The 11,020-nt window shown below is 62.8% G+C and carries 14 protein-coding genes; 3 read left to right on the top strand and 11 right to left on the bottom strand.

Translation table 11 applies throughout. The features are described 5' to 3' along the window. Window positions 1-276: 276 nt before the first annotated feature. From EJC47_RS08845 to EJC47_RS08840, 3 genes are all read right to left on the bottom strand, one after another. On the bottom strand, window positions 277-921 hold the full coding sequence (locus tag EJC47_RS08845) for a sigma-70 family RNA polymerase sigma factor (protein WP_126846945.1): 645 nt from the start codon (window positions 919-921) through the stop codon (window positions 277-279). A 78-nt stretch (window positions 922-999) separates the two neighbouring features. Beyond that, complete coding sequence (locus tag EJC47_RS21005; RefSeq protein ID WP_185867612.1) at window positions 1,000-1,140, bottom strand: hypothetical protein; 141 nt, start codon at window positions 1,138-1,140, stop codon at window positions 1,000-1,002. Window positions 1,141-1,209: 69 nt separating this feature from the next. Continuing rightward, entirely contained in the window at window positions 1,210-2,016 is an 807-nt protein-coding gene (locus EJC47_RS08840) for a response regulator (RefSeq protein WP_126846943.1), read from the bottom strand. An 82-nt stretch (window positions 2,017-2,098) separates the two neighbouring features. Between EJC47_RS08840 and EJC47_RS08835 the strand changes: the two genes are divergently transcribed. The 3 genes from EJC47_RS08835 to EJC47_RS08825 all read left to right on the top strand — a co-directional run bounded on the left by EJC47_RS08835 (window position 2,099) and on the right by EJC47_RS08825 (window position 4,467). After that, the gene (locus EJC47_RS08835) at window positions 2,099-2,455 is read left to right on the top strand and encodes a hypothetical protein (RefSeq protein WP_126846941.1); all 357 of its coding nucleotides are present in this window, start codon (window positions 2,099-2,101) and stop codon (window positions 2,453-2,455) included. 7 nt (window positions 2,456-2,462) lie between these two features. Beyond that, window positions 2,463-4,049, top strand: a complete 1,587-nt coding sequence (locus EJC47_RS08830; RefSeq protein ID WP_126846939.1) for a sensor histidine kinase — start codon at window positions 2,463-2,465, stop codon at window positions 4,047-4,049. A gap of 283 nt (window positions 4,050-4,332) precedes the next feature. Further along, window positions 4,333-4,467 carry an entericidin A/B family lipoprotein gene (locus tag EJC47_RS08825; protein ID WP_010403958.1) on the top strand — a complete coding sequence of 45 codons (135 nt, stop codon included), beginning with the start codon at window positions 4,333-4,335 and terminating at the stop codon, window positions 4,465-4,467. Between the two features lie 55 nt (window positions 4,468-4,522). On the opposite strand, the gene tatC is transcribed toward EJC47_RS08825, so the two are convergent. The 8 genes from tatC to argS form a co-directional block, all read right to left on the bottom strand. Further along, window positions 4,523-5,302: a twin-arginine translocase subunit TatC gene (gene tatC, locus EJC47_RS08820; RefSeq protein WP_126846937.1), complete on the bottom strand. Its 780-nt coding sequence runs from the start codon at window positions 5,300-5,302 to the stop codon at window positions 4,523-4,525. Continuing rightward, a complete protein-coding gene (gene tatB, locus EJC47_RS08815) occupies window positions 5,299-5,694 on the bottom strand; it encodes a Sec-independent protein translocase protein TatB (RefSeq protein ID WP_126846935.1) in 396 nt (131 codons plus the stop codon). Before tatB ends, tatC begins: the two co-directional genes overlap by 4 nt. Before the next feature lie 17 nt (window positions 5,695-5,711). Then, window positions 5,712-5,948 carry a twin-arginine translocase TatA/TatE family subunit gene (locus EJC47_RS08810; RefSeq protein WP_033965037.1) on the bottom strand — a complete coding sequence of 79 codons (237 nt, stop codon included), beginning with the start codon at window positions 5,946-5,948 and terminating at the stop codon, window positions 5,712-5,714. A 26-nt stretch (window positions 5,949-5,974) separates the two neighbouring features. Continuing rightward, the gene (gene scpB, locus EJC47_RS08805; RefSeq protein ID WP_033965035.1) at window positions 5,975-6,562 is read right to left on the bottom strand and encodes an SMC-Scp complex subunit ScpB; all 588 of its coding nucleotides are present in this window, start codon (window positions 6,560-6,562) and stop codon (window positions 5,975-5,977) included. Further along, window positions 6,559-7,290, bottom strand: coding sequence for a segregation and condensation protein A (locus EJC47_RS08800; RefSeq protein WP_033965033.1), 732 nt, complete (start codon window positions 7,288-7,290; stop codon window positions 6,559-6,561). The genes scpB and EJC47_RS08800 overlap by 4 nt, the downstream gene beginning before the upstream one ends. 40 nt (window positions 7,291-7,330) lie before the next feature. Further along, on the bottom strand, window positions 7,331-8,338 hold the full coding sequence (locus tag EJC47_RS08795; protein WP_033965032.1) for a glycoside hydrolase family 3 N-terminal domain-containing protein: 1,008 nt from the start codon (window positions 8,336-8,338) through the stop codon (window positions 7,331-7,333). A 78-nt stretch (window positions 8,339-8,416) separates the two neighbouring features. After that, the gene (locus EJC47_RS08790) at window positions 8,417-9,094 is read right to left on the bottom strand and encodes an SPOR domain-containing protein (protein WP_033965030.1); all 678 of its coding nucleotides are present in this window, start codon (window positions 9,092-9,094) and stop codon (window positions 8,417-8,419) included. Beyond that, window positions 9,094-10,818 carry an arginine--tRNA ligase gene (argS, locus tag EJC47_RS08785; protein WP_033965028.1) on the bottom strand — a complete coding sequence of 575 codons (1,725 nt, stop codon included), beginning with the start codon at window positions 10,816-10,818 and terminating at the stop codon, window positions 9,094-9,096. The genes EJC47_RS08790 and argS overlap by 1 nt, the downstream gene beginning before the upstream one ends. Window positions 10,819-11,020: the final 202 nt, after the last annotated feature.

Below are 11,020 nucleotides of genomic sequence, written 5' to 3'. Positions count from 1 at the left end.
TTTCCCGTATCGCGATGATTTCAGGCCGATATGGCACAATGGGCGAGCAACAAAAGGCGTCTTCGTCCGTTATTGACATATGTCAATGTGCGATGCCCCTTATACGCGGAACTCGAGCGATATGCTTTACGTCGTTGCAGCACCATCGCGCTCCGACGCGCTGAGGGTAACCCTCCACACCGCATACACCACGCCTGATGCAGACGACTCCTTTGCGGACTTGCTACAGGCGCTGGATCGTGTGCCGATTACCAGGCAAATCGCGAGATAACGATCTCAGCCGCGATCGCGGCTGAGATCGTCGACTTCGCCCATAATGGTGTCCAGGGCGGACATGCCGGGCTCATTGGAGTGTGTGCGGCGCGATGCCAGCGTATTGTCGTTCATGACGGCTTCCAGCGCGACCCGGCCTCGCGCGACGCGGCTCTTGATCGTCCCGACGGCGACCCCGCAAATCTCGGCGGCCTCCTCATAGGCAAAGCCACCCGCACCAACCAGAATCAGCGCTTCCCGCTGTGGCTGCGGCAAATGCAGCAATGCACGCTGCATATCGCCCAACTCGACATGCTTATCCTGGCTCGCCGGCGCGGCAAGGATACGATCCGCCACCAAATCGTCCCACTCGCCTTTGAAGCGCGCGCGGCGCATCTGGCTGAGATAAAGATTGCGCAGGATGATGAAGGTCCACGCCCGCATGTTGGTACCGGCCTGAAAGCGCAACCGCGCCGCCCACGCCTTCATCAACGTTTCCTGGACGAGATCATCTGCCAGATCGCGATTGCCGGAAAGCGAGCGCCCGAAAGCACGCAGATGAGGTATGACCTGCGCCAACTGAGTTTTGAACTCGGCGTCGGAAAGCGAAACGTGCTCGACGACCTCGGGCGCTGCCTCGTCTTCTTCCTGGTCAATCGCGTCGGTCATGAAATATAGTCTCGCGTAGCGGAACACAGATGGGCCCGACGGACGCCGAAGTCCATCACGCCTGCGGCATCGAAAAATTCAGCGGTAGAGAAACAGCAGCGCAGCAAACGCCACCACAACCAGCGTCAACGAGATCGCGAGGACGTAGCGCGTAACGTGCGGAGTCGCCCCGGCACGTGCATCTTGGCCACTCAGTTCGATTTTCTCGTCGTCCGCCATAAGCGCCCCCGTGTCGTTGTGGCTCCGTATCGTATGGAACCCAACCCACGGGGGCACGAATCGGTTCCCTTAAGCGGCGGGAACGGTTGCCTGGTCGAAGAACAGAGCTTGCGCAATCGCCGCTTTCACGGTCGAGCGCTGGAAGGGCTTGGTGATCAGGAAGGTCGGCTCGGGGCGCTCGCCCGTCAACAACCGTTCCGGGAAAGCCGTGATGAAGATGACCGGCACTTCGAATTCGGCAAGGATATCCTTGACCGCGTCGATGCCGGAACTGTCGTCGGCCAACTGGATGTCGGCCAGCACCAAGCCGGGACGGTCCTCCATCGCCAGTGCAACGGCCTCGTCGCGCGTGACTGCGACACCGGTCACTTCATGGCCGAGATCGCGAACGATCGTTTCGATATCCATCGCAATGATCGGCTCATCTTCGATGATCAGCACCCGCGCGCGCGTCTGCTTTTCGATCTCGCTCAGCGCCTCGGCGACCAGCGCTTCAACCTCGCTGGTGTCGACATCGATCAGATAGGCTGCATCCTCGGGCGTGAAGCCCTCCATCGCGGTGAGCAACAGGGCCTGGCGCGATAGCGGGGTCATCCGGGCGAGGCGTGCCCGCGCGATCGCTTCCTGACCGTCACCGTCCGCCGCGCTCATATTTTCGGGGCTCTCGTCGTAATTGGTCGAGTTCCAGATGGCGTGGAACATCCGATACAGGCCCAGCCGCGGGTCAACCTCACGCGGGAACTCTTCGGGTGCGGCGACGATCGCCTCAAGCGTGGCGCGCACATAACGATCGCCGTGCGATTGGCTGCCCGTCAGGGCGCGCGCGTAGCGGCGCAGGAACGGAAGATGGGGGGCAAGTTGCTGTCCTAGCGACATGACTGTCGGAGTCTCCCTGAGATAATCTCGAAGGGCCTTGTGGAAGCGGCCCCCCGCATATGCAACGCGTTTTGTTGCTCCGATGGCATCGGAGTTAATTCGCGTTGGGCATGGAACCAACGACGCGCAATTTGGTTTCATGGGGGAACTCGGAGCGATGCAATCTGTTTTTACGGGTTCACCGTATCATATGGTTCAAGCCGGATTGTTACGGCCGCATTTTAACACTATCCGGCATGTCCGGGTTTTCAGGGGGACGGCATTGCGTTCGGGCGACGAATCTTCAAAGAAGCCGGGTGCGGCACGCGCGGCCGATACCGGCGCGAAGGTTCAAAGCAAGGACCGCGATATGGGCGCGGCCTTGCGCACCGTCTATCAGCGCACGGTGGAGGAAGCGATTCCGCCCGAAATGCTGGATCTTTTAGGAAAATTGGACTGATTTCCCGATGACGGATATCGCCGGGGACCCCGCCCCCGCGCGTCCGGGAAGCGGTCTGGTCGATCGCATCCCGACAGGTGCGAAAATTTTTCTGATTCTCAGCGCCGCGCTTCTGCCACTGGCGATCATCGCCTTCTTTGCAACATTGCGCACGGCGGAACTCGCCGATGAGGCAACGCAGGCCCAGCTGCGCGTCACGACAACCGAAAGCGCCCGCAAGCTCGCCATCGAGTTGGTCGGGGATATGACCGCGCTGCGTGTGTCCCTCAACGCATTGGAGGCAGATCCGGGAGACGCTCCGAGTTGCGCCCGGGCGCAGGGCGTATTCGCGCCGCAAATCGCTGCGGGCACGCGTTTCATGATTATGGATGCCCGCAGTCGCCTGATCTGCGGCGAGCAACTGCCGGTGGCACCCTGGCCTACCGCAGCCGGTGCCGAAAAGACCATCGCGGCACGGATATACCCGGGTCGGGGGCTGACGCTTGCCACAACGAGCGCGTCAGGACGAACCCGCGCCGCCGCCTTTTTTCCCGTCGATGTTCTCGCGGCAACCGCCGCCCCGAGCGGCTATGCCATGCCTTATGAAGCGCGTCTGGTGCTCGGCACCGATGCGCTCATACTCTCCGACCTGCCACGACAAGCCCCCCTGGAACGCCGCGCGGGCCTGAGCATGGGGATTGGGCTTGGAGAAATCGCGCTTACCACGCGCATGCGCAGCGCCCCGATCACTTCGCCCGTTCTGGTCTCGCTCATCCTGCCCATCATCATGTGGGCGGCCGCAGCCGGCATTGGCTGGTTTGTGGTCGATCGCCTGCTGATCCGGTCGCTGCGACAGTTGCGTTCCCGCGTAGCCAATTTTGTGCCAGGCGAAGAAATCGATCCGGGCGCAATGCACGCGCTCCCGGCACAGGAAATTCGTGAATTGGGGGAAACCTTTCGGGCGATCAGCCGGACGGTTGCCGAACATGAAGCCGGGCTGGCCGAAGGGCTGGTGCGCCAGACAAAGCTGACCCGCGAAGTCCATCATCGCGTCAAAAACAATCTTCAGGTCATTTCCAGCCTGATAAACTTCCACGCCCGGGCAGCACGGAGCGCAGAGGCAACGCAGGCTTACGCATCGATCCAGCGTCGAGTAGATGCGCTCGCCGTGGTCCACCGCAACCATTTTGCCGAGCTTGAGGAAAATCGCGGACTTTCGCTACGCTCGGTCATTGGCGAACTCGCCTCCAATATCCGCGCGACCGCGCCGGACGATTCGCCGATCGGCGTTACGCTCGACATTGCGCCCTATCTGGCGAATCAGGATGTCGCGATTGCGATCGCTTTCCTGCTGACCGAGATCGTCGAATTGGCGATGACGGTCAGCCCGACGGCACAAGTTCGCATTTCCATCGGTGCCGCCCCCACCGACGATCGCGCCATATTGAGGGTCAACTCTCCAGCTCTGGTCGACGATGACAGAATGCGGGCATTGGTCGCCGAACGTTACGGCCGGGTGATCGAAGGGCTCGCGCGCCAATTGCGGTCGAAGCTTCACTACGATCCACTGGTCGGCGCTTATGAGATCGCCGTTGCAGTAACCGGGCGCGATTGAATTTCGCGCCATAAAAAACGCCGAGGTCAAATTTTTTCGGAACCGAAGCGCGCGAGGCCCGTTTTCAGGTTCGGATAGCGACTTTATGCCCCCCCGCTCTCGCTATCCAAGACACGGGCCTGGCCGCGCTTCCCCTCCCCCCCCGGTAGCGCGTCCAGGCCCAAGCTTTTTCATCCGTTGCGCCTGACCGCGCGCGTTATCTCGACGAGGCGGAACCAAGCGTATCGCCAAACATTGGGAGCGAGGCATCCGGGCTATCCCGGACAGTCTTCAGGAGAGTATCATGCGCAAGATCACCACGATCGCTATCGCCGCTACCGCGTTGCTGCTGGGCGCGTGCAACACCGTCGAAGGCGTCGGCAAGGATGTGAAATCGGCAGGCGACACCGTCGCCAAAACGGCCGACAGCGCCAAATAAGCCTTTACCGACCGATCGAAGGCCGTCCCGATGATGCGGGGCGGCCTTTTGCTTGTCAGCTTTCGACCAATTCCGTCGCCGCCTCTTTGCCGCGCCGCCGCTCGGTAAACCAGATCGCGATCAGCGCGAGCTCGTACAGTGCGACCAGCGGGATCGCGAGGATGATCATCGAACCGGCATCGGGCGGGGCCAACACCAGCGCCACCGCGAAGCAGCCGACGATCGCGTAGCGCCGCCCACTGACCAATTGCTTGCGCGTCACCAGCCCGGCGCGCTCGACCAGCATCAGCAGGATCGGCAACAGGAAAGCCAGCCCGAAGGCAAACAGAAACTGCATCACGAAATCGAGATAGGACGCAACCGAGGTCAGCGCCTCCTGCTCGACGCCACCCAGATTGCCCTGGAAGCTCAGGAAAAAATGCAGCGCCGAGGGGATGGCAACAAAATACGCCATCGACGCACCAATGATAAACAGCACCGGCGTGGCGAACAGAAACGGCAGGAGCGCACGCTTTTCCTTGCGGTAGAGCCCCGGCGCGACAAAACCCCACAGTTGGTTCGCAATGACCGGGAACGAGATCATGATCGCGGCGAACAATGCCACCTTCAACTGCACAAAAAAGCCGTCGAACACGCCGATCGTCACGATCCGTTTCTGCCCGGCCGCGAGCAGCGGATGCACCAGCACCGTGAATATTTCGCGCGAGTAGATATAGGTGCCGATCAACGCGACCAGCACCGATACAATGCAGAAGAACAGCCGACGGCGCAGCTCGATCAAATGATCGAGCAGCGGTGCCCGGCTCGCTTCGAGGTCATCGATCGGAGCGTTCACGGATGCGCCTTGGGCTCGGCATCGCCCGGCAATGCGACCGGCGGGGCACCATGCACATTTGGCGGCTCTACCATCACCGGCGGCGCATCTTCGTCATGGGCGTCGTGCGGCAAGGCGGCGGGCGTATCGGCCATCGGTAGCATCTGGACGGGCTCGGGCGGGTGCTCGCGCATGATCCGCGCGTTTTCGGCCGCCCATTTCTTTTCCATTTCCTGCAACTCGGCCTCGCGCACCATGTTGTCGAAGCCTGAGCGAAACTGATTGGCGACGCCGCGCACACGCCCGACCCATTGCCCGGCAATCCGCATCGCCTTGGGCAAATCCTTGGGCGGGATGACGAGCAAGGCCACGACCCCGAGCAGGATCACCTCGGAGGATGCGACATCGAACATGGCAGCGGAGCGCTAAATCAGATTTCGGTTTCGCGAATGCGATTGCCATCGCGGTCGAACACCGGTTCCGCCGCCTTCTTGGCTTCGATCCGGCTTGGTTCGCGCACAGGCTCGTCGTCTTCAGCCATACCCTTCTTGAACGACTTGATGCCCTTGGCGACGTCGCCCATCATGTTCGAGAACCGGCCACCACCCAGGACGAGGATCGCGATCCCGCCGAAGATTAGCCAGTGTACAAAACTCAAACCACCCATGATCGATCTCCTGAATTCCCTCCTATCTAGTCCTCCTCGTCGGAAACTTCCACCTCTCCCATGGTATCGACCCGTTCGAAGGCGAGATCGACCGGATCGAGCAGGCCCGCCGCGCGCAAATCGTCGATCCCAGGCAAGTCGCGCCTGCTGGCGAGACCGAAATGCGCCAGGAAGCCCGGTGTGGTTGCGTACAGCAACGGTCGCCCCGGCACCTCGCGCCGCCCGGCGGGCCGAATCCAGCCCGCCTCCATCAACACGTCCAGCGTACCCTTGGAAATCGCGACCCCGCGAATGGCCTCGATCTCGGCGCGAGTCGTCGGCTCGTGATAGGCGATGATCGCCAGCGTCTCGATCCCCGCGCGGCTGAGCTTGCGCGGTTCCTCATGCGTGCGGCGCAGCAAATGCGCCATGTCGGCGGCGGTCTGGAAATGCCAGCGGTCGCCGCGCTGCACCAGTTCGATGCCGCGCCCGGCATAATCAGCTTGAAGGGTGCGGAGCGCGGCGCGCACCTCCACACCCTCCAGATGCGTACGGATCGCATCGACGGTCATCGGCTCGGTCGCTGCGAACAGCACCGCCTCCACCGCGCGGACCAGCGGATCGGGCGCGCTCATGCCAAGGCCCGGATGTAGAGCGGCGCAAAGGGCGATTGCTGGCGCAGTTCAATCCTGCCCTGCTTGGCCAGTTCCAGCGCGGCGAGAAAGCTGGAGGCGAGCGCCGATTTGCGAAAGGCACCATTCGCTTGCTCGGGTAGAAAGCTTTCGATCGTCGCCCAATCGATTTGCGTGCCGACCAGCGCCGACACCCGCTCCAGCGCCGTCTCCAACGTCATCACCGCGCGATGCGCCACGACATGCAGCACCGGGCGTGTGCGCGCGCTGATGACGCCATACGCCGCGATCAGATCGTAGATTTCGGCCTGCCACAGCGCCTTGCGCTGCGTCCGCAAGCCCTCCGGCGCGCCCCGCAAAAACACGTCGCGCCCGACCCGATCGCGCGCCACCAGCCGAGCGCCGGCCTCGCGCATTGCGCTCAGGCGCTCGAGCCGCAGGTGCAACCGCAGCGCCAGTTCCTCGGGCGACGGCTCGATTTCGGGGTCGCGTGGCAGCAGCAGGCCCGATTTCAGATAGGCAAGCCACGCCGCCATCACCAGATAGTCGGCGGCGAGCTCCAACTTGATCGCGCGCGCCTCCTCGACGAAGCGCAGATATTGGTCGACCAGCGCCAGGATCGAAATCGCCTTCAGATCCACCTTCTGATTGCGCGCAAGCGCCAGCAGCAGGTCGAGCGGGCCTTCCCACCCCTCCAAATCCAGCGTGAGCGTTTCTGGTTCGTCGGTCACAAACGAAGCCTAGCAAATCCTCCCCATGCCGGGGAGGATTTTAAGTGAGCGCTAAGAGGGCGTCGCGTTTGGCGATCAACGCTGCCACATCGCCCTCGGCACGCACACCCGCCACCGTCGCCATCGCGCGATCGAGCCGCGCGCTCGACACTGGCGACATCTCGTCCAGCCGGTCGACGATCGCCTCCATTTCGTCCATCCGCCCCCAACAATCGAGCACCAGATCACACCCGGCGGCAATCGCCCCCGCCGCTTTGTCGGCCGCCGTGCCCGATAGCGCCTTCATATCGATGTCATCGGTCATCAACAGTCCGTCAAAACCGATCCGCTGCCGGATGATCTGCTCGACCACCACCGGGGAAAGCGTCGCCGGGTGGGCGGCGTCCCAGGCTTCGAACACGATATGCGAGGTCATCCCCATCGGCGCGTCGTTGAGCCGTGCGAACGGCTCCAGATCGACCTCCAATTCGGCATCGGAGGCGGTGACGGTCGGCAGATGGTAATGCGTATCGAGCTTCGCGCGGCCATGCCCGGGCATATGCTTGACCACCCCGACCACGCCGCCACGCTGCAACCCCTGCAGGATCGCCCGGCCCAAAGCGGCAACGCGCATCGGTTCCGACCCAAGCGCACGGATCGTGATCGCCTCGGTCGTGTCGGGCTGCACCACGTCGAGCAGCGGCAGGCAATCGACGTTGATGCCAACTTCAGCCAGCATCAAAGCGATCGCCTCGGCATTGGCGCTTGCCGCCTCGATCGCGGAGATGGGCGCAATGTCGTACAGCGCATCGAACGCGGGGCCCGCCGGGAAGCTCGGCCATTCGGGCGGCCCCATCCGTGCGACGCGGCCGCCCTCCTGATCGATCAGGATCGGTACGTCGTCGCGCCCCGACAGGTCGCGCAGACTATCGGTCAGCGCCCGCACTTGCGCGCGACTCTCGATATTGCGTTTGAACAGAATATACCCGGCGGGGTTAGCACTCGCGAAGAAGGCGCGCTCGGCGGGGGTCAGGGCAAGGCCGGAAAGGCCGAAGATGACGGGCTTCATACCCGCTGCCTACAAGCCCGACGCCAGCCTGAGTAGTCTATACCGCCGACGACCGACCAAAAAGCCGAACGGCGCGCCTCAATCGTGCGGTACGAAGCACGCCTGTCCCGCCGCAGCCAGCTTGCCGCACAGGCTGCTGGCCTGCCCCGCGCTGCCCGCATTCACGCGCAAGCGGTACACCGTCTTGCCGTTCACCTGTGCCGCCTGCACCGATTTCCCAAGCGGCGCGAGATAGCCGTAGGTCTTGGAGATCTTGGTCCAGGCCGAATTTGCCTCGGCTTCGTCCGGGAAGGAGCCGAGCTGGACCAGCGCGCCGCCCGATGGCGCGCCCTTGGCACCTGGAATCGCCGTCACGGCCTTGTCCGATCCGGTAGCAACCGGGGTCGGCGCGACCTTCTTGCCCTCGACCGGCTTCTCCGGCAGCGCCTTCATGTCGATCGACGCATTGGCGGTCCCGGCACCATTGCTGGTGGCGATCGCGGTATCGCCCTCGCCTTCGACCTTAAGGCCACCGGGATCGTCCGGCTTGACCTTATAGTCTCCCGCCTGGGCGGTGATCAGCGCGCCATTGCCGTCCACGCTCTGGTGCTTCTTGTAATATTGGTAGCCCAGGATGGCCGCCGCAACGATCGCCAGCGCGATCACGACCAGCACGATGATCCGTCCGATCGACGGACCATCGTCATAAGCGTCTTCAACCGTCTCCAGCCACGGGAGCCGATCCTCATCGCGGACATCGAATTCGCCGGTCGCCATCAGTTCATCTCCTGGACCGCCTGGACCCCCATGATCCCCAACCCATTGCGGATAATCTGCCCGATCGCGTCGGCCAAGAAAAGCCGTGCACATGTCATGGCGGGATTGTCCGGCAACAGGAAACGGCGGTCGGGCCGGTCGTTTCCGACATTCCACAAAGCGTGAAGCGATGCCGCCAAGTCATAGAGATAGAAGGCAATTCGGTGCGGTTCGCGCGCCGCCGCTGCGGTGTCGACGATGCGCGGGAACTGGGCGGCGAACTTCACCAGCGCCAGGTCTTCCGTATCAAGTTGGGACAGATCGACCGAATCGCACACGATCCCTGCTTCCGCCGCCCGCCGGTGCAGCGACGCGACACGGGCGTGCGCATAATTGACGTAGAACACCGGATTGTCCTTCGACGCCTCGACCACCTTGGCGAAATCGAAGTCCATCTGCGCATCGGCCTTGCGCGTCAGCATGGTGAAGCGGACGACATCCTTGCCGACTTCGCGCACGACATCGGCCAGCGTGACGAAATTGCCCGCGCGCTTGGACATTTTGATCGGCTCGCCATTCCGCATCAGTCGCACCATCTGGACGAGCTTGACGTCGAAGCGCGTCTTGCCCCCGGTCAGCGCCTGCACGGCCGCGACGATGCGCTTGACCGTACCGGCATGGTCGGCACCCCAAATGTCGATCAGCGCGTCGGCGGTCTGCGCCTTTTGATAATGGTAAGCGAGATCGGCACCGAAATAGGTCCATTGCCCATTCGATTTCTTGATCGGCCGGTCCTGATCGTCGCCAAATTGCGTCGAGCGGAACAGCGGCAGCACGACCGGCTCCCAATCTTCCAATTCCTGGCCCTTGGGCGCTTCGAGCAGGCCGTCATAGATCAACCCACGCGCGCGCAAATCGTGCTCGGCCGCCTCGGGCTTGCCCTCGGCCTGCAATTCCGCCTCGGACGAAAATAGGTCGTGATGGATGCCGAGCAGCGCCAGATCGGCCTTTATCAGTTCCAGCATCGCCGCGACGGCGCGCGTGCGGAACAGCACCAGCCATTCGCCCTCGGGCTTGCCGACATACGCATCGCCAAATTCGGCAGCCAGCGCTTGCCCCACCGGAATCAAATAATCGCCCGGATACAGGCCCTCGGGGATCTCGATCGTCTCGCCCAGTGCCTCCAGATACCGCATATGGACCGAGCGCGCGAGCACATCGACCTGCCCACCGGCATCGTTGACATAATATTCGCGGATTACCTTGTGCCCGGAAAATTCGAGCAGATTGGCCAGCGCATCGCCCACCACCGCGCCACGGCAATGCCCCATATGCATTGGCCCGGTTGGGTTGGCCGAGACATATTCGACGTTCACCGTGATGCCAGCACCGCGCGAGGAACGCCCGTAATCGTCGCCCGCATCGCGGATCGCGGACAATTCGGCGCGCCACGTATCGTCGGTCAGCGTCATGTTGATGAAGCCAGGGCCCGCCACGGCGACGCTCGCCACTTCGTCGAGCCCCTCCAGTTTCGCGGCGATCTTCTCGGCCAGCGCGCGCGGATTGGTGGCGGCGGGCTTGGCCAGCACCATCGCGGCGTTGGTCGCAAGATCGCCATGCGAAACATCGCGCGGCGGCTCTACCGTCACGTTGGCGCGGCTGAGCCCGCTCGGCAGATCACCGCTGGCTTCAAGGGCATCGAGCACCGCATCGATATGCGCGGCGAAACGGGTGTACAGGGTCATGGCAGGTCCGGTCATGTAAGCGAGCGCGGCCCTTAGCCGAGTTCGCCCCACTGGGCAAAACATGGCTGGCGGGCGCTCTGCATTCGCGCGGCGCAAGGCAACCCTCGTGATTTCGATTTCCCAAGGCAGCACATGGCGTTATGCTGGCTTTCGTCTTGGAATGGTGTTGTGTTTTTCTTCCAATTTCCGCGATGATAAGCGC

Origin of the sequence: Sphingomonas sp. TF3 (assembly GCF_003985085.1) — a bacterium.
Taxonomy (GTDB): Bacteria; Pseudomonadota; Alphaproteobacteria; order Sphingomonadales; family Sphingomonadaceae; genus Sphingomonas.
Note: the sequence above shows the minus strand (reverse complement) of the source record. Positions and strands in the feature narration are given on the sequence as shown.

Bases quoted from the DNA above. Each gene is read 5' to 3' on its own strand.
- EJC47_RS08845 (WP_126846945.1), bottom strand. From the start codon at position 921: ATGACCGACGCGATTGACCAGGAAGAAGACGAGGCAGCGCCCGAGGTC.
- EJC47_RS21005 (WP_185867612.1), bottom strand. From the start codon at position 1,140: ATGGCGGACGACGAGAAAATCGAACTGAGTGGCCAAGATGCACGTGCC.
- EJC47_RS08840 (WP_126846943.1), bottom strand. From the start codon at position 2,016: ATGTCGCTAGGACAGCAACTTGCCCCCCATCTTCCGTTCCTGCGCCGC.
- EJC47_RS08835 (WP_126846941.1), top strand. From the start codon at position 2,099: ATGGCATCGGAGTTAATTCGCGTTGGGCATGGAACCAACGACGCGCAA.
- EJC47_RS08830 (WP_126846939.1), top strand. From the start codon at position 2,463: ATGACGGATATCGCCGGGGACCCCGCCCCCGCGCGTCCGGGAAGCGGT.
- EJC47_RS08825 (WP_010403958.1), top strand. From the start codon at position 4,333: ATGCGCAAGATCACCACGATCGCTATCGCCGCTACCGCGTTGCTGCTG.
- tatB (WP_126846935.1), bottom strand. From the start codon at position 5,694: ATGTTCGATGTCGCATCCTCCGAGGTGATCCTGCTCGGGGTCGTGGCC.
- EJC47_RS08810 (WP_033965037.1), bottom strand. From the start codon at position 5,948: ATGGGTGGTTTGAGTTTTGTACACTGGCTAATCTTCGGCGGGATCGCG.
- scpB (WP_033965035.1), bottom strand. From the start codon at position 6,562: ATGAGCGCGCCCGATCCGCTGGTCCGCGCGGTGGAGGCGGTGCTGTTC.
- EJC47_RS08795 (WP_033965032.1), bottom strand. From the start codon at position 8,338: ATGAAGCCCGTCATCTTCGGCCTTTCCGGCCTTGCCCTGACCCCCGCC.
- EJC47_RS08790 (WP_033965030.1), bottom strand. From the start codon at position 9,094: ATGGCGACCGGCGAATTCGATGTCCGCGATGAGGATCGGCTCCCGTGG.
- argS (WP_033965028.1), bottom strand. From the start codon at position 10,818: ATGACCCTGTACACCCGTTTCGCCGCGCATATCGATGCGGTGCTCGAT.